21 protein-coding genes are annotated in these 16,815 nt (G+C 58.3%); 7 read left to right on the top strand and 14 right to left on the bottom strand.

All coding sequences use genetic code 11. The features are described 5' to 3' along the window. Positions 1 to 49: 49 nt before the first annotated feature. The 3 genes from ACR0MP_RS04065 to prfA all read right to left on the bottom strand — a co-directional run bounded on the left by ACR0MP_RS04065 (position 50) and on the right by prfA (position 2,768). Positions 50 to 631 carry a DUF4167 domain-containing protein gene (locus ACR0MP_RS04065; protein WP_170396747.1) on the bottom strand — a complete coding sequence of 194 codons (582 nt, stop codon included), beginning with the start codon at positions 629 to 631 and terminating at the stop codon, positions 50 to 52. Between the two features lie 227 nt (positions 632 to 858). Then, entirely contained in the window at positions 859 to 1,716 is an 858-nt protein-coding gene (prmC, locus tag ACR0MP_RS04060; RefSeq protein ID WP_170610984.1) for a peptide chain release factor N(5)-glutamine methyltransferase, read from the bottom strand. Continuing rightward, the gene (prfA, locus tag ACR0MP_RS04055; protein WP_170406464.1) at positions 1,713 to 2,768 is read right to left on the bottom strand and encodes a peptide chain release factor 1; all 1,056 of its coding nucleotides are present in this window, start codon (positions 2,766 to 2,768) and stop codon (positions 1,713 to 1,715) included. Before prfA ends, prmC begins: the two co-directional genes overlap by 4 nt. A gap of 62 nt (positions 2,769 to 2,830) precedes the next feature. Between prfA and ACR0MP_RS04050 the strand changes: the two genes are divergently transcribed. After that, positions 2,831 to 3,133 (top strand): hypothetical protein, encoded by a 303-nt coding sequence (locus ACR0MP_RS04050; protein ID WP_170509520.1) that lies wholly within the window; start codon positions 2,831 to 2,833, stop codon positions 3,131 to 3,133. Here ACR0MP_RS04050 and ACR0MP_RS04045 read toward each other — a convergent pair. Genes ACR0MP_RS04045 through ACR0MP_RS04030 form a run of 4 tightly spaced genes read right to left on the bottom strand, consistent with a single transcriptional unit; the run spans position 3,059 to position 6,669 of the window. Continuing rightward, positions 3,059 to 3,472 carry a DUF1499 domain-containing protein gene (locus ACR0MP_RS04045; RefSeq protein ID WP_480886953.1) on the bottom strand — a complete coding sequence of 138 codons (414 nt, stop codon included), beginning with the start codon at positions 3,470 to 3,472 and terminating at the stop codon, positions 3,059 to 3,061. The genes ACR0MP_RS04050 and ACR0MP_RS04045 overlap by 75 nt on opposite strands. A gap of 45 nt (positions 3,473 to 3,517) precedes the next feature. Next, positions 3,518 to 4,465, bottom strand: coding sequence for an agmatinase (gene speB / locus ACR0MP_RS04040; RefSeq protein WP_170817855.1), 948 nt, complete (start codon positions 4,463 to 4,465; stop codon positions 3,518 to 3,520). Between the two features lie 59 nt (positions 4,466 to 4,524). Beyond that, the gene (speB, locus tag ACR0MP_RS04035; RefSeq protein ID WP_480886950.1) at positions 4,525 to 5,493 is read right to left on the bottom strand and encodes an agmatinase; all 969 of its coding nucleotides are present in this window, start codon (positions 5,491 to 5,493) and stop codon (positions 4,525 to 4,527) included. Between the two features lie 12 nt (positions 5,494 to 5,505). After that, complete coding sequence (locus tag ACR0MP_RS04030; protein ID WP_170422051.1) at positions 5,506 to 6,669, bottom strand: M20 aminoacylase family protein; 1,164 nt, start codon at positions 6,667 to 6,669, stop codon at positions 5,506 to 5,508. Positions 6,670 to 6,735: 66 nt separating this feature from the next. Here ACR0MP_RS04030 and mazG point away from each other — a divergent pair, with 66 nt between their 5' ends. From mazG to ACR0MP_RS04015, 3 genes are all read left to right on the top strand, one after another. Then, complete coding sequence (mazG, locus tag ACR0MP_RS04025) at positions 6,736 to 7,593, top strand: nucleoside triphosphate pyrophosphohydrolase (RefSeq protein ID WP_170465284.1); 858 nt, start codon at positions 6,736 to 6,738, stop codon at positions 7,591 to 7,593. A gap of 63 nt (positions 7,594 to 7,656) precedes the next feature. Beyond that, positions 7,657 to 8,595, top strand: coding sequence for a nucleoside hydrolase (locus ACR0MP_RS04020; protein WP_170406263.1), 939 nt, complete (start codon positions 7,657 to 7,659; stop codon positions 8,593 to 8,595). Further along, on the top strand, positions 8,592 to 9,041 hold the full coding sequence (locus ACR0MP_RS04015) for a GNAT family N-acetyltransferase (RefSeq protein ID WP_170734901.1): 450 nt from the start codon (positions 8,592 to 8,594) through the stop codon (positions 9,039 to 9,041). Before ACR0MP_RS04020 ends, ACR0MP_RS04015 begins: the two co-directional genes overlap by 4 nt. On the opposite strand, the gene ACR0MP_RS04010 is transcribed toward ACR0MP_RS04015, so the two are convergent. From ACR0MP_RS04010 to ACR0MP_RS03985, 6 genes are all read right to left on the bottom strand, one after another. Continuing rightward, positions 9,038 to 9,205: a hypothetical protein gene (locus ACR0MP_RS04010; RefSeq protein WP_170396730.1), complete on the bottom strand. Its 168-nt coding sequence runs from the start codon at positions 9,203 to 9,205 to the stop codon at positions 9,038 to 9,040. The genes ACR0MP_RS04015 and ACR0MP_RS04010 overlap by 4 nt on opposite strands. A 102-nt stretch (positions 9,206 to 9,307) precedes the next feature. After that, complete coding sequence (locus tag ACR0MP_RS04005; RefSeq protein WP_170406271.1) at positions 9,308 to 9,586, bottom strand: hypothetical protein; 279 nt, start codon at positions 9,584 to 9,586, stop codon at positions 9,308 to 9,310. A gap of 161 nt (positions 9,587 to 9,747) precedes the next feature. Continuing rightward, a complete protein-coding gene (gene eno / locus ACR0MP_RS04000) occupies positions 9,748 to 11,025 on the bottom strand; it encodes a phosphopyruvate hydratase (RefSeq protein WP_170406273.1) in 1,278 nt (425 codons plus the stop codon). 144 nt (positions 11,026 to 11,169) lie between these two features. Further along, positions 11,170 to 12,048, bottom strand: coding sequence for a DMT family transporter (locus ACR0MP_RS03995; protein WP_480886948.1), 879 nt, complete (start codon positions 12,046 to 12,048; stop codon positions 11,170 to 11,172). Positions 12,049 to 12,184: 136 nt separating this feature from the next. Next, the gene (locus ACR0MP_RS03990; protein WP_170396723.1) at positions 12,185 to 12,598 is read right to left on the bottom strand and encodes a Fur family transcriptional regulator; all 414 of its coding nucleotides are present in this window, start codon (positions 12,596 to 12,598) and stop codon (positions 12,185 to 12,187) included. A 72-nt stretch (positions 12,599 to 12,670) separates the two neighbouring features. After that, positions 12,671 to 13,375, bottom strand: a complete 705-nt coding sequence (locus ACR0MP_RS03985; protein WP_170396721.1) for an endonuclease/exonuclease/phosphatase family protein — start codon at positions 13,373 to 13,375, stop codon at positions 12,671 to 12,673. A gap of 116 nt (positions 13,376 to 13,491) precedes the next feature. On the opposite strand from ACR0MP_RS03985, the gene ACR0MP_RS03980 reads away from it, so the two are divergent. Continuing rightward, on the top strand, positions 13,492 to 13,923 hold the full coding sequence (locus tag ACR0MP_RS03980) for a hypothetical protein (RefSeq protein ID WP_480886947.1): 432 nt from the start codon (positions 13,492 to 13,494) through the stop codon (positions 13,921 to 13,923). A 62-nt stretch (positions 13,924 to 13,985) separates the two neighbouring features. Here ACR0MP_RS03980 and ACR0MP_RS03975 read toward each other — a convergent pair whose 3' ends face one another. Further along, on the bottom strand, positions 13,986 to 15,404 hold the full coding sequence (locus tag ACR0MP_RS03975; RefSeq protein ID WP_480886945.1) for a protein adenylyltransferase SelO: 1,419 nt from the start codon (positions 15,402 to 15,404) through the stop codon (positions 13,986 to 13,988). An 86-nt stretch (positions 15,405 to 15,490) separates the two neighbouring features. On the opposite strand from ACR0MP_RS03975, the gene ACR0MP_RS03970 reads away from it, so the two are divergent. Both ACR0MP_RS03970 and ACR0MP_RS03965 read left to right on the top strand, forming a co-directional pair. Beyond that, entirely contained in the window at positions 15,491 to 15,910 is a 420-nt protein-coding gene (locus ACR0MP_RS03970) for a cupin domain-containing protein (protein ID WP_170422068.1), read from the top strand. Between the two features lie 4 nt (positions 15,911 to 15,914). Then, positions 15,915 to 16,805 (top strand): fatty acid desaturase, encoded by an 891-nt coding sequence (locus ACR0MP_RS03965; RefSeq protein WP_480886942.1) that lies wholly within the window; start codon positions 15,915 to 15,917, stop codon positions 16,803 to 16,805. Positions 16,806 to 16,815: the final 10 nt, after the last annotated feature.

Genomic DNA, 16,815 nt, shown 5'->3' with positions numbered 1-16,815 from the left:
CCCCAGGCCTTTGCCCGGGGTTTTCATTAAATTCATGATCGAAAAGCGCTTATTCAGCTGCCTCGGGTGCGTCGCCCTTGTCAGCGGGTGCATCCTCAGCCGCAGGGGTGGCAGCCTTTGGCTTCCGGGTGCGCGGGCGGCGCGGCTTTTCCTTACGCTCGGTCGCTTCGGGTTGCTCGGCATCCTTGCTTTCCGGCGTCTCGACCAGCCCTGTATCGGGCGCAGCCGCCTCATTCCCGAAATCCACAACGTCCGGCTGCGGAGCCTCGGCCGGATCGGCCTGACGGGCTGCTTCGCGTTCCTGACGCTCCGCGCGTTCACGATCACGCTCGGCCTGTCGTTCGCGGTTCTGGCGCTCTTGCTCTTCGCGGCGCGCTTCGATCTCGCGCTGCGCTTCGCTTAGCATGCGCAGATAGTGCTCGGCGTGTTGCTGAAAGTTCTCAGCTGCCACGCGGTCATTCGACAGCTGAGCGTCGCGCGCCAATTGGTTGTATTTGTCAATGATCTGCTGCGGTGTGCCACGCACCTTGCCTTCGGGGCCCGAGCTGTCAAAAACCCGGTTTACGACGTTTCCGCCAGAAGGACGATTGCGGTTGTTCTTGGCCCGCGAGCGGGATTTGGAAGATCTCATCTTACTTTACGTCAGCCTTATCAATTCACTGTCGATCAACCCGTATCTAACGCTGCTCAGTGGCTTGTGCCGTTACGCGCTATCGACTTTTTGGGCTTGGCGTCAGGGGTGCGCTGAAACAGCGTCAACCTCGCCGACTAATCCTGAGTAAACATGTCCTGAGCGTTCAGACAAGGGGATTCTCGAAAATGTCGCAGCTTTTTTACATCAATCGGCATTTTTCGGCCTCAGTTTCGCTTAGAAGGCGGCATTCTGGCCCCCACAACACGATCACGCCTGTCCAGATCGGGGATCACCTTTACGCCGGTCAAACCAGCGGCATCAAAAAGGGCAGAAACATAAGCGCCCTGTGTCGGGCCAATTTCAACCAGGATACGCCCGCCGGGCATCAGATAATCCGGGGCCGACGCCGCAATACGGCGATAGGCATCCAGACCGTCGCCCTCATCCGTCAGCGCCATGCGCGGCTCATGCTCGCGCACTTCAGGGGAAAGCGCGTGCATCTCGTCAGCTGAAATATAGGGCGGATTCGAAACAATCAGATCGAACTGACCTTCAATGTTTTCGAACCAGTCAGATTGCCGAATCTCGACGCGCGCCTGCACCTGATGCTGTACTGCATTGGCGCTGGCCTGCAGACAGGCAGCTTCGCTGAGGTCGGCGCCGACGCCCGAGGCACTCGCCCGCTCGGCCAGCAAGGTGATCAGGATACAGCCCGAGCCCACACCCAAATCGAGTACATGATCAAACGGCTCGCTCAGCGCCGCCTCAATCAATGCTTCGGTCTCCGGGCGCGGGTCCAGCACATCGCGACTGACCCGAAACCGCCGACCATAGAATTCACGCTCGCCCAGCAGATGCGATACCGGCACTCGGATGGCCCTTAGCGAGATCAATTGATCGTAGCGTTCCGCGATATCCACCGGCAGCTCCTCGGGCGCGATCAGCGTCACCCGACTGGCCTCGATCCGCGCCGCATGCGCCAGCAGCACCCGCGCATCCCGCGCTGGATCAGGCACACCGGCTGCGCGCAAACGTGCGGTTGCAGCGACCATGGCCTGCGCGGCTGTCAGCGCCGCAATCATTGCGCCATTTCGGCCAGAAGCCGAGCCTGATCATCTGCGGTCAGCGCGTCGATCACCTCATCCAGATCGCCCTGCATCACCTGATCCAGCTTATAAAGCGTCAGGTTAATGCGGTGATCCGTCATGCGGCCTTGCGGGAAGTTATACGTCCTAATCCGTTCCGACCGGTCACCTGAACCGACCTGACTGGCGCGATCCGCCGAGCGTTCGCTGTCGATCCGCTGCCGTTCAAGATCATAAAGGCGCGTTTTCAGCACCTGCATCGCTATCTCACGGTTTCGGTGCTGGGATTTCTCGGAACTGGTCACCACGATACCGCTGGGCAAGTGGGTAATCCGCACAGCCGAATCCGTCGTGTTCACGTGCTGCCCCCCCGCGCCCGAGCTGCGCATCGTGTCAATACGGATGTCATTGGCATCGATCTGAATGTCCACATCCTCGGCCTCTGGCAAAACCGCCACCGTCGCCGCCGAGGTATGAATGCGCCCACCGCTTTCGGTTTCGGGCACGCGTTGCACGCGATGCACGCCGGATTCGTACTTCATCCGCGCAAAGACATTGTCGCCCTTGATATGTGCCACCACCTCTTTGATCCCACCAAGATCAGACGCTTGTTCCTCGATGATCTCGAACTGCCAGCCCCGCGCTTCGGCATAGCGTTGATACATGCGCAACAGGTCTCCGGCGAACAGCGCGGCCTCATCCCCGCCGGTGCCGGGGCGTATTTCCAGCATTGCCGGGCGCGCATCAGCCGCGTCTTTGGGCAACAGCGCCAGCTGCAAGGCATGCTCCGCCTCGGGGATACGCGCCTGCAGTTCTGGAATTTCCTCTTCGGCCAGCTCTTTCATGTCCGGATCGGCCAACATCGCCTCGGCCTCGGCCAGATCAGAAACCAGCTGACGCCACGCCATGATCTGATCGACCACCGGCTTGAGGTCGGAATATTCCTTTGCCAAAGCTGCAATATCCCCGCCCGAGGCACCATCCGCCATGGCCGCTTCGAGGTATTGGAATCGCTGAGTTATCTGTTCAAGGCGTTCTTCGGGGATCATCCGCGCGGTGTCTATCATCCAGAGGCTTTGGTCAAGGCCCTGCCTTGTGCTAGGCTTGGGCCATGAAGCGACTGATCTTAGCCCTGACACTCATTGCGACGCCCGGAATGGCCGATGTTGTTGGCCCCGGAGGCAAAGTGCAAGACTGCTATTGCACCGACAAATCCGGCACCCGCATCGAGTTGGGAGAGATGATATGCCTGCAGGTCGACGGCCGCATGTTCATGGCTCAATGCCAGATGTCGCTGAACGTGCCCATGTGGCGCGAGGTGCAAGAGGGCTGTTTGTCGTCAGGGTTGCAGCAAAGCAAGCCATTGGGTGACCCGGTCCCGATTGACGCCGAAATCTTTCCGGCCAAATCTTAATCTTGCATAGATACGCAGCGTATCACTGTCTAGCTGCACGGTGGTGTAATCGGGAAAACCGAACACCTTGGTACGGGTGATATAGGTGATCATGCCCTCTTCCAGCGATCCGGCCAGCACACTGGTGCGTGGTGTTGCGCGCGCAATTTTATCGAGACGCGCCAGCCCATCAGGACCGGTTTCGACGACCCGAACGACACCACCCTTCAGGTCTCGTTCCGTGTCTTCAGGGGCCACATGCCAGCGCACAGGATCTGAAGGCGCAAGTCTGATATAGGCCCCCATTGCAAGGCCCACCGCAATCAACAGCCACAGCAACATTTTTATCTGCCCATTCATTCCCGCTATGCCCTGCTTACTCGGTCAGAGGATGGCGTCGCACCCCTATCGTGACGTCACTCCGGGCAGAATGCACAGCATCTCGAACAGTAGATTGGCTGCGGTCAGTGCCGTATTGCCCGACGGATCATAGGGTGGAGATACTTCGACCAGATCGCAGCCCACCACATTCATGCCTGCCAGCGCATGGATCAACTGCAGCGCCTGCGGAGTGGTCAGACCTGCGATCTCGGGCGTGCCTGTTCCGGGTGCATAGGCCGGATCGAGGCTGTCGATATCGTAGGTGATATAGACCGGGTGATCGTCAACAGTTTTACGGATCAAAGAGCCGATTTCGGTCAGGTTCTGTTGCCACAGCTCCCACGCCGGGTACTGACGGAACCCCCAACCCTGTGCCTCGGTAAAGTCGCTGGCGGCGTAACCCGAGCCTCGAATGCCGATCTGAAAGGTCTTGTCAGGGACAATCAGCCCTTCCTCATAGGCGCGGCGGAAGACAGTGCCGTGGGTTTCCTTTTCACCGAACATCTCATCATTCACGTCAGCATGGGCGTCCACGTGCACCAGAGCCACAGGCCCGTGCTTGGCTGCCATCGCCCGCAGGATCGGCAAAGTGATCGAGTGATCCCCACCCATCGCCACCGGGATGACACCTTGCGCCAGAATGCCGTCATAGCTTTCCTTGATGATCCTAAGACTATCGGCAAGCGAGAAAGTGTTGATCGCCAGATCGCCGATATCTGCGATCTGCAAATGGTCGAACGGTGCCGCGCCATTGGCCATGTTATAGGGCCGGATCATCGCACTTTCGCTGCGAATCTGCTTGGGTCCGAACCGTGTGCCCGACCGCCACGAAGTGCCGATATCCATCGGAACCCCCAGGATCGCCACATCCAGCCCGTCCAGCGACGACGCCTGTGGCAACCGCATAAACGTGTTCGGCCCCGAAAACCGTGCCAGATCATTGCCGCCAATCGGTTGGTTGTATTGGGTCATGTAATGTCTCCGATCCGGTGCCTCACCAAGCAGATACCGGGATTATGCCTAACCAAAGGTTAAGGCTTCACCAGCTTGTTCCACCCCAAAAGGCAAATGATCTGTGTTGCCACATGAGCCCCCGCAATCGCCGTCGCACCAGAGGTGTCATACGGCGGAGAAACCTCGACCACGTCGCCACCTTTGAGGTTGATCCCGGCAATGTCGCGCAGGATGATTTGCGCCTGAATCGAACTCAGCCCACCCCAGACCGGCGTACCAGTACCGGGCGCAAAAGCAGGATCCAGACCGTCGATGTCGAAGCTCAGGTACACGGGGCTGTCGCCCAGAATACCCCTGATCTTCTGCGCCACGGCGGCTGCGCCGGATTCGTAAACCTCGCGCGCGTCGATGATGTTGACGCCCAACGTGTCTTCGTTTGTAGTGCGAATGCCCACCTGAACCGAGCGTTTCGGATCAACCAACCCCGATTTCACTGCCTTGTAGAACATCGTCCCGTGATCCACGCGGGACATGTCGTCATCGGCCCAGGTGTCCGTATGCGCATCAAATTGCAGCAGCGACATCGGCCCATATTTCTCGGCATAAGCTTTGAGGATCGGGAAGCTGATATAATGATCCCCGCCCAGCGTGACCGAAGCGACATCGGCCTTCAGAATGGTCCGAATGTGGTCGGTCAGCGTGTCGGGAAAGGCCGGGATATTGGCGTAGTCATAGGCCATGTCGCCATAATCCACGATGGCCAGCTCACTCAGAGCATCAAAAGGCCAGCCATAAGGCGCATCCGGCGATTGCAGCGCGCTCGCCTCACGGATCGCGCGAGGGCCAAGCCGGGTTCCGGGGCGGTTTGTCACCGCCTGATCGAAAGGCACGCCGGTTACAGCAATATCCGCACCAGTCAGGTCTTTGGTATAAAGCCGCCGCAGGAATGAAGTCGCGCCGCCAAAGGTGTTTTCATAGGACAGCCCCTTAAGATCGGGGTTGGTGAATGCCTCATCCACCTGGTTCTTTGCATCTTCCAGTGCCATGTCTTTTCCCTGTCAGCCCAACGGCTGTGCCTTTTCGACGATCCGTGCGAAGAAGGACGCTCCGATCGGCGCGACGTCGTCATTGAAGTTGTATTTCGGATGGTGCAGCCCCGCGCCATCTCCTTGCCCCATGAACAGGTAAGCACCGGGTCGGGCCTGCAGCATGTAGGAAAAATCCTCTGCCCCCATCTCACGCCCAGCATCATCTTTCACGCGTTCCGCGCCGGATACATCCCGCGCCACTTCAGCCGCGAATGCCGCCTTGTCGGCGTCGTTGATAGTGGCGGGATAACCCTCCTGATAGTCCAGTTTGGCTTCAACACCGTACGAGGCCGCCTGCCCCGCCACGATCTGCGCCATTCTCTCTTTGACCATCCTTTGCACGGCCGGATCAAAGGTGCGAACGGTGCCGTTCAGATAAGCGGTATCAGGTATCACGTTATTCACTGTTCCGGTGTGTATCTGCGTCACCGACACCACCAGATCGTCCAGCGCATAGTGGTTGCGGCTGACGATAGTTTGGATCGCCTGCGCCATCCCGCAAGCTGCCATCACTGGGTCGCGCGTCTCATGCGGCATTGCCCCGTGGCCGCCCACGCCCTGAATATGGATCTCAAACGTATCTACTGCGGCCATCAGCGGCCCCGGCGTGGTTTCGAACAGCCCCTCGGGCCGACCCGGAGTGTTATGGATGCCGTAAACCTGAGAGATATTGAACCGATCCATAATGCCTTCTTCAACCATCACGCCCGCGCCGCCGCCCTCTTCCTCGGCAGGCTGAAAGATCAGCGCAACCCGGCCCGCAAAATTCCGCGTTTCGGCCAGATAGCGCGCAGCACCCAGCAGCATGGTTGTATGCCCGTCATGACCGCAGGCATGCATCTTACCGGGGTTTTTCGAGGCGTAGTCCACGCCCGTCTCCTCGGTAATCGGCAGAGCATCCATGTCAGCGCGCAGACCAATAGTCGGTCCCTCGCCCTGCCCGTTGATGATCGCGACCATGCCGGTTTTGGCGATTCCCTCATGCAGTTCATCTACCCCAAACTCGCGCAGACGCTCGGCCACATAGGCGGCGGTCTCATAGCATTCGAACTCCAATTCGGGGATGGTGTGAAGGTGCTGGCGCCACTTGGCCATATCAGCGGCGTAATCGGCAATTCGGTTGACGACGGGCATCTGGGGTGGACTCCTGATCCTGACTGCGGGATGGATGCATCTGACACCGGAACGAAAGGGTTCGCAATGGCCGAAAATCCTCTGATCCACGACACGGACGCAGGTATCGAGCGTTTGCTGGAAATCATGCGCCGCTTACGCGACCCTCAATCCGGCTGCCCGTGGGATATCGAACAGGATTTTTCGACCATCGCGCCCTATACGATCGAAGAAGCCTATGAAGTCGCCGATGCCATCGAACGCGAGGCTTATGACGAATTGAAGGGAGAGCTGGGCGACCTGCTGTTCCAATCCGTCTTCCACGCGCAAATGGCTGAAGAGGCTGGGCATTTTACCTTTCAGGACGTGGTGCGCACCATGTCGGACAAGATGGTTAACCGTCACCCACATGTCTTCGGTGATGAGTCCCGAGACAAGTCGGCGGATCAACAGACAAAGGACTGGGAAACCATCAAAGCCGCCGAACGTGCGGGAAAAGAACAAAAAGGTGCACTAGACGGTGTCGCCGCCAACCTGCCCGCCCTGCTACGCGCACATAAGCTGCAGAAACGTGCCGCGCGCGTAGGGTTCGACTGGCCTGACGCCAGCCATGTGCTCGCCAAGATCACCGAGGAAGCCGCTGAGCTGGAAGAGGCGCGCGACAGCATGGATGCCGACGCGCTTGAGGATGAATTCGGCGATCTGCTGTTCGTGATTGTCAACCTCGGCCGCCACTTAGGCATCGAACCCGAGGCCGCCCTGCGCCGCACAAACGCCAAGTTTACTCGTCGTTTTGAGAAGGTCGAAGCCCGGCTGGCCGAACGCGGAAAAACGCCCACCCAAAGTGATCTGGCCGAAATGGACGCACTGTGGGACGAGGTGAAAATCGAGGAACACCGCGCCAACGGCAAACTCCCGCCGGTGGATGCTCCGGCAGGCACGTAATTCGGCTAGACAAGTCCCGCGACACTTGCGAGTGTCCGACCTTCACCGCCCCCGGAGACCCCTATGCCCCGCAAGATCATAATCGACACCGATCCCGGACAGGACGACGCCGTCGCCATTCTTCTGGCGCTTGCCAGCCCCGAAGAGATCGAGGTTCTGGGTATCACCGCCGTCGCTGGAAACGTGCCTTTGGAGCTGACCGCCAAAAACGCCCGCGTCGTGTGCGAGTTGGCGGGGCACACCGATATCCCCGTCTACGCCGGATGCGATCGCCCCCTGAAACGCCCGCTCGTCACCGCCGAGCATGTGCATGGTAAAACAGGGCTCGACGGCCCTGTTTTGCCAGATCCTGAAATGCCTCTGGCCGAAGGTCACGCGGTCGATTTTATCATCGATACCCTACGCGCACATGAGCCCGGCACTGTGACGCTCTGCCCTCTGGGGCCGCTGACCAACATCGCAACAGCGTTCAAAAAAGCTCCCGATATTATTGACCGGGTGCAGGAAATCGTGCTGATGGGTGGTGCGTATTTTGAGGTTGGAAACATCACACCAGCAGCCGAATTCAACATTTATGTCGACCCAGAAGCCGCTGATATTGTGTTTAAATCCGGCGTTCATATCGTCGTAATGCCATTGGATGTCACACATGATGCGCTTGTCACGCCCCATCGCAACGATGCATTCCGGGCATTGGACAGCAAGGTTGGTCATGCAGTGGCAGAGATGACCGATTTCTTCGAACGTTTCGACAAGGAAAAATACGGTTCGGAGGGCGCACCGCTGCACGACCCCTGCGTCACCGCCTATCTGATCCGGCCCGATCTGTTCTCGGGCCGCCACATCAATGTTGAGATCGAAACCCAATCAGAATTGACGTTGGGTATGACAGTGGCCGACTGGTGGCGGGTCACTGATCGCGCACCAAACGCCATGTTCATGGGTGACGTGGATGCCCAAGGTTTCTTCGACCTTCTCACAGAAAGACTTGCCCGCCTATGACCGCCGCACTCCGCCTTGCCCGCCCCGACGATCTGGACCGACTGATGGCGCTGGTCGCAGCGTTTCACTCGGAATCCGGCATCGCGCAGGATGACGACAAACGTCGCAATGCGCTGGCCCCTCTGCTGGATGGAATACCCCATGGGTGCATATATCTGATCGGTCCGGGCCGCGCGCCGCTGGGCTATGTCATCCTCACCTTCGGCTGGTCGGTCGAGTTTGGTGGCATGGATGCCTTTGTGGATGAGATTTACATCCGCCCCGCCGTTCGCGGACGCGGTATCGCCACCGAAGTGCTGCATGATCTCCCCAAGGCGCTGGCCGAGGCCGGTCTGACCGCCCTGCATCTTGAGGTCGATCGGACCAACGAAACCGCGCAGAAACTATATCTGCGGTCAGGTTTTAAACCGCGCGATCGCTACATGCTGATGAGCAAATCGCTTTAGCGCGATTCCCCCCGGAAGATTACCGCCGGATTTGCCATTTCCTGCACCGGATCATCCTGCGAAACCTGCATCCCTGTGATCGGATAGGTTCCAGGCTCTGAACATGCGGCCAGCATCCCCGCGCAAAGCATTGAAATTACGAGAAAGACCTTTGAAGCAGACATATCGTCCCCCTTTCTGCAATGTTTGCAGACTATCGGGAGTCACAGCGCCGCAATAGGAACAAGTTCACACATAACGACATTTATGTTTGTTTAGCTTAACGATCAGCGGCAGTTCTTATTGAACGTCTGCTCCATGGTCTTGAACTGCCGGGGCACGCGTTTGGATTTGGGCAGCGCATTCAATTGTTCAGTTATGTTCTCACCAGTGTACCAGGACTCGAACAATAATTCTTTGATGTCATCGTCCAAAACCGTGTTGGCGACGTTATAGGTGCACAGGCATTCCTCCATCGTGACCTGCCCGCTGGGATCGCCTTCCACCATTTTCTGGCACACTGCCTGAGGCGGACGATCAGCCCCTGCAAGCTGAGGCAGGATCAATAGCGCCCCAGCGCCAACGATGCGTTTGATGTTGTCATAAATCGCCCTCTCCCATGTTGGCCTTCGATGCCCAGCTTAGACGGATCGGCAATGACGCAAAGAAAAAAAATGGCCCCGGCGTTCTGCCGGGGCCTGATCTGGTTTTACCAAGTACGCCAAACTCAGCGCTTTAGGATCGACGCGCCGGCGTATTCTGCGACCTCACCCAGCGATTCCTCGATGCGGATCAGCTGGTTGTATTTGGCCAACCGGTCCGACCGCGCCAACGAGCCGGTTTTGATCTGCCCGCAGTTGGTCGCCACAGCCAAATCGGCAATGGTGGCATCTTCGGTCTCGCCCGAGCGATGCGACATCACGTTGGTATACCGTGCACGGTGGGCCATATCGACGGCGCGCAGAGTTTCGGTCAGTGATCCAATCTGGTTCACCTTGACCAGCATCGAGTTGGCACAGCCACGATCGATCCCCTCTGCCAGACGCTCTGGGTTGGTTACGAACAGGTCGTCGCCGACCAGTTGTACTTCGTTGCCGATGGCATCAGTTAGCGCTTTCCAGCCATCCCAATCGTCCTCGGACATGCCGTCTTCGATCGAGATAATTGGGTAATCTTTGACCAAGGTCGCCAGATACTCTGCGTTTTCCTCTGAGGTCAGCGAGATGTTTTCACCCGACAGAACATATTTTCCGTCGCGATAGTATTCGGTCGCGGCGCAGTCCAGCGCCAGATGGATCTCTTCGCCGGGTTTGTAGCCCGCTTTTTCGACCGCCTGCAGGATGAAATCCAGTGCCTCACGGGTCGAAGCGATGTTAGGGGCAAAACCACCTTCGTCCCCCACTCCGGTGGCCAGTCCGGCAGCCGACAGTTCACGCTTGAGCGTATGGAACACCTCCGACCCCATGCGCACGGCTTCGCGGATATTCGCGGCCGAGGTCGGCATGATCATGAATTCCTGAATGTCGATCGGGTTGTCGGCGTGTTCGCCGCCATTGATGATGTTCATCATCGGCACCGGCAGCACGCGCGCCGAGGTACCGCCAACATAGCGGTACAGAGGCTGCGTGGTGAAATCCGCCGCCGCCTTGGCCGTCGCCAGCGAGACACCCAGGATAGCATTCGCGCCCAGACGGCCCTTGTTCTCGGTCCCGTCGAGTTCAATCATCGCCTGATCGATGGCCACCTGCTCGGTCGCGTCAAAGCCCACCAGTTCTTCGGCGATCTCACCGTTAACGGCAGCGACCGCTTCCAGCACGCCCTTTCCCATGTAACGGGATTTGTCACCATCGCGCTTTTCCACCGCCTCGTAGGCGCCGGTCGACGCCCCTGAAGGCACAGCGGCGCGGCCCATGGTGCCGTCTTCCAGAATCACGTCCACTTCGACCGTCGGGTTGCCCCGGCTGTCCAGTATTTCGCGTGCGTGGATGTCGATGATCGTGCTCATGATACGGGTCCCAATGATGCCAACGGTTGCATGCCTCATACCAGCACGCGGCGAAAAGTAAACCGTTTCCGTTATCGCTAACAATTATATTTTTCAGCCTTTAGGGCTAACAGTTTGCTGTTTGCGCCAACAGGTCGCGGGCGCTTAGGCCACTGCCAATGCCCGCGCCAGCTGGCGTTCTCGAATGAAAGTATACAGACCTGATCCGATAATCAGACCGGCACCGGCCAACGTCATGCTGTCGGGGCGTTCGCCAAACATCAGCATCCCAGCCGTGATCGAGAACACCAACCGGGTATACCGAAACGGCGTCAGCGCTGAGGCTTCGCCGATCCGCATCGCGGTTACGATGCCGTAATAGCCCAAAACGCCGAACCCGATGGCACCCAGATAAGGCCCGATCTGCGCAGCTTGCAGCGGCACAACGGGCTGTGCTGTGAACGCCATAAGGGCCGCACCAGCCAGCGCCACTCCGATATAGGCCTGCAATGCGACGACCGACGAGGCCACACGAACATCCAACCTGCGTGTGATCAGATCACGTGCCGCGATCGCAACGACCGATACCAAAACAAACAATGATTCCGGCTGGAATCCCTCGAACCCGGGGCGGATGATCATCAAGACGCCGACAAAGCCGATCCCGATGGCGCTCCAACGGCGCCAACCGACCTGCTCGCCCAGAAACAGTGCTGCCCCCATCGTGACAAATAGAGGCATCGCCTGAAAAACCGCCGCCACAGTCGACAGATCAACAAGTGACAGCGCGGTCACGAAGCTGAGCGCACCAAAGGCTTCGGTTCCGGCACGGATCAGCGGCAAAGGTTGCCACGCGACCGGGTCGAAGATGCGTTTGCGTGTTGCCATAGACATAAGCGTAAACACAGCCCCGCAGAACAGGCCCAATGCGATCATGATCTGCCCGATCGACACACTGACCGAGAGATGCTTGATGAACATGTCCTCAAGCGCGAAGGCCGCCATCGAGCCGATGATCAGCAAAATGCCGTTTACGTTGTTCATGCGCGTTTCCATTGGAACAGGCCGCTGACAGGCGGACCTTTCCGGCAGCAAAACCGCAACCTTTGCGACGTCGCAAGCAGTATTACGACATGTTCGATGAAATCGCGTTCACCGACCGATCGATTTTCGTGATGTGTCAGTCTTTTTCTAACGGTACGCCGTACAATTCAAGGCGATGGCCTTTCAGCCTGTAGCCAAGCTTGGCCGCAATCTTTTCTTGCAGCGCTTCTATCTCAGGGTCGACAAACTCGATCACCTCGCCTGACTGCATGTCGATCAGGTGGTCGTGGTGATCACGCTCTGCATCTTCGTATCGCGCGCGCCCGTCGCCGAACTCGAGCCGCTCAAGTATCCCGGCCTCTTCGAACAACTTCACGGTACGATAGACTGTCGCGATCGAAATTCCCGCATCTTCGGCTGAAGCACGGGCATAAAGCTCTTCTACATCCGGGTGATCTTCGCTTTGCTGCAAGACCTGTGCAATGGTCCGCCGCTGGCCGGTCATGCGCAGGCCCTTGGCTTCGCAACGGGCGATAATCGTGTCGGACATGGTGACCCCCGGGACTGTTCGGTGTTCTGTCTTAATATGTCTACGCGCCCTGCGCCACAGACGATTTTGCGGTCAGGCGATGCGCCGCAGATCGGCCCAGACCGGCAAATGATCCGAGGCGATATGCGCGGGCCGCGCATCATGCACCCCGTGCAGTGCAGCCTCAAGCCCCTGCCCCACCGCGATTCTGTCCAGTGCCCCCAATGGCTGCGCGGCCGGGAAGCTTGGAACCGGAGGAAGAAACCGCATGTCCGGGGCCAAATGATCTAGAACAGGCTGGCGTGACCATTCGTTGAAATCCCCGGCCCAGACGGTGGGCATGTGTTCCAGATCAGAATCACATCGACGGATATGACTGATCTGTTGACGTCGCGACGCCGGCAAAAGCCCAAGATGCATCCCCATCACCCGCAAAGGCCCGATCTGCGTATCAAACTCGACCCGCACGGCGCCGCGGGGCTCCAGACCCGGCAAATCATGATGACCTGCCTGACGCACCTGAATGGCGTCCCCACGCCAGATCACCGCGTTGCCATGCCAACCAAGACTACCGGCACCGCCCAGGTCCACGATCTGCCACCCGGCCTCATCCAACATGAAATGTGGCAAAGCGGCAGGACGGGGCGGCAATCGTTTGTCCGCCTCCTGCAGAACAACGATATCGGCCTGCATGCTTTCGATGACCTGCAATATCCGCTGCGGCTGCCGCCGGAAATCGAGTCCCACGCATTTCTGAATGTTGTAACTGGCAAGGCGCAAGGTCGAGCGGTAGGTCATCGGCACACTTAAACTGATTTAACCCAAGATCGCCAACTGGTCGGACAAGTGCAAGCTGAACCCAGCGCTGAATGGCAACGCGCCGCCTGCTCCGCTAACATTTGTGCAAAACGGCCTTGAGCCCGCGCAGCCCCTCGGCCACCTTCACGATCATGTTCATAAGGTTTGTCCACCCGATCAAGATAGAAGATATGGACGCGCGTCAGGGGTTCTTCTGCGCGGCCTACGACCTGCGCGACACTGCCGCGCTGGATAAATACACATTCGATCGAATTGAGGCGCTGCTGGTTTGGTTCCGGGAAAACCTTGAAATCCCCTATCGTTTCAACAGGACAAAATCTAAAAGCGCCTTTCAGCGCAACACCAAAGGCCTCAGCTGGTTCAAACCCGAAGCCAATGAGGTTTTGGGCAAGTCGTATGAGATGGTCGCACTGCTCAAAGAAAACGGATATCAGATCGATACTCTGCGATCAGACCGGATCGGCTACATTGTCTATGAAGATGCGTGTCAGGTGATCGCCGAGCCCTTTGCAGACACGCCCCGATAGCCTCGAAACCTGAAACTTCAAAAGTTTCAGGCTCGGTTTCTTCATAAGAAACCGTCTCTTTGTTACGTACCGCAGAATGTCGCGTGTACGACCTCGTTCTTCGCCGGAGGGCGCATCAGGTCAGCTGAATCTGGTTGATCCTCATACGGCCGTGACAGCACTTCATTCAGCCGATTGAACGGTGCGTAATCGCCTTGCACCGCAGCCTGAATCATCTGCTCCACCCGATGATTGCGTGGAATGAAGGCCGGATTGGCCGCATCCATCACGTCCAAAGGCGCATCCTCACGCGCCAAGCGTTCCTGCCACCCCTTTGCCCATTCGTCAAAAGCCGCCGGGTCGGCAAACTGGTCTCGCGCGCGGTCGCTGCCCAGCGCGCGGAACGTGTTTGTGAAGTCCGACTGATTCTGCGCCATCCGCGTCAAAAGATCCGAGATCATTTCAAGATCCCCCTCCTCTGCCCGAACCAATCCGATCTTGGCCCTGAAACGTTCCAGCCAATGTGCCTGCATCAACGCAGGCATGGCATGGACAATTTCGGTGGCCTCTTCGACAGCTGCATCCTTGTCCTCAAACTGCTGAATTAGGGCAGTTGCCAGCTGCGCCAGATTCCAAACCGCAATCTCAGGCTGGTTCGAGTAGGCATACCGCCCCATCCGGTCGATCGAGCTATAGACTGTATTCGGGTGATAGCTGTCCATGAACGCACATGGGCCATAGTCGATCGTCTCACCGGCGATCGAGCTGTTGTCAGTATTCATGACCCCGTGAATGAAACCCACGCTCATCCATCGGGCGATCAACCCGGCCTGCGCATCCCGAACCGCGCGCAACAAACCCATGGCCCCGTCCGCCTCAGGATAGTGGCGCTGAATGGCATATTCAGTTAGCCGTTGCAGGCTCTCTAACTGCCCTCGCGCTGCAAACACCTGAAACGTGCCTACCCGCAAATGGCTCTGCGCCACACGTGTCAGTACCGCCCCGGGCATCGGACCCTCGCGCAGCACGATCTCTCCGGTTTCAACCGTTGCCAAGGCGCGCGTGGTGGGAATGCCCAGCGCATGCATCGCCTCGGAAACCACATATTCGCGCAAAACCGGCCCCAGCCAGGCACGTCCATCTCCCTGGCGCGAGAAAGGTGTCTGCCCTGAGCCCTTCAATTGAATATCCCGCCGAATCCCGTCGGTTCCGACCGTCTCACCTAACAAAACCGCGCGCCCATCTCCTAGTTGAGGGTTATAGGTGCCAAACTGATGCCCGGAATATAACTGCGCCAGCGGCTCGGCCCCTTCGGGCACAGTATTGCCCGCAAAAGCCTGCGCCATCTCTTCTACGTCGCCCGGCGCAATCCGCAACAGTCGCGCCAGATCACTGTTGAAGGCAACAAGCTTCGGTGCACGCACAGGCACAGGCCCCTGCCGCGCAAAGAAGGTGTCCGGCAGGCGAACATAGCTGTTGTCAAACGGGATCGTCAAAGTCATGCGGCAAACATATGCTCTGCATACACAATTGCCATAGCAGATCGTGCGCGTGCGTGCATAATCCCACAAACAGACCCGAGGCTTCCATGACCGCGCAAGACATCATCCAACACCTGAACCTGCAGCAGCACCCCGAAGGCGGCTGGTTCAAAGAGACCTGGCGCGCCGACAATCCCGGACGTGCCACCGGCACTTGCATCTACTTCCTACTGGCAGAGGGTGAGCGCAGCCACTGGCACAAGGTAGATGCGACCGAGATCTGGCTCTACCATTCCGGCGCTCCGCTGATCCTCTCGCTCAGCGCCTCCGATACAGGCCCTGCCAAAGACCACACCCTCACACCTGATCTGACCCAAGGCGCACCGCAGCTTATTGTACCTAAGGGCCATTGGCAGGCGGCGCGCAGCAGTGGAGACTACACGCTGGTCAGTTGCACTGTTTCACCGGGATTTGAATTTGACGGGTTTGAACTCGCGCCACCCGGCTTTGATATTCCAGGAGTGTAATTCCATGGACCACCGCGCCCTGATCGCCGCGATCCCGCCCGAGACCAAGGACAGGCTGCAACAGCGGTCAGAAATGGCAGGTCTCAGACATCTAGCGATCTATTTCGGCGCTTTGACAGCAACCAGCACCGGTATCATCCTACAGGTTCCCCTCTGGCCGCTACTGCTCCTGCCGCAAGGCCTATTGCTGGTTTTCCTCTTTACGCTCAGCCACGAGTGCACCCACAAGACGCCGTTCAAAACCCCTTGGATCAACGAAGCGGTTGGGCACCTTGTCTCAATTCCTATCTGCCTGCCGTTCACATGGTTTCGCTACTTTCACCTTGCCCATCACAAATGGACAAACCACCCAACCAAAGACCCGGAACTTGGCGGCAAACCCCGCCCCGAAAACTGGCGCAGCCTTGCGATCTATCTCAGCGGTTGGCCATATTGGACAGGTATGGCCCGTGTGTTGACCGACAACGCGCGCGGCAGGATTGGCGCCGCTTACCTGCCAACCCGCCAGCACCACGCCATACGAACCGAAGCCCGAATATTGTCCACACTATATGCCCTGGCCGCACTCAGCCTGTTCTTCAGCCCTTTGTTGTTCTGGCTCTGGCTTCTGCCCGCCCTTATCGGCCAGCCTTTCCTGCGCCTATACCTGCTCGCCGAACACGGCCTCTGCCCGCCGGTGGCAAACATGCTCGAAAACTCCCGTACCACCTTTACCAATCGAATGATCCGATTTCTGGCCTGGAACATGCCCTACCACGCGGAGCACCACGCCTTTCCAAACGTGCCTTTCCACCACCTTCCAGCCTTCCACCGCTGGACCCAAGCACACCTGCAATCCACCTCGGACGGCTACACCGAATTCACCCTGGATTACGCCCGCGCCCTAAATCGCTAGATCCGCCTCT

The sequence above is a fragment of the Ruegeria sp. K3 genome, from assembly GCF_056531845.1.
This window is presented reverse-complemented; position numbering and strand designations above follow the sequence as displayed.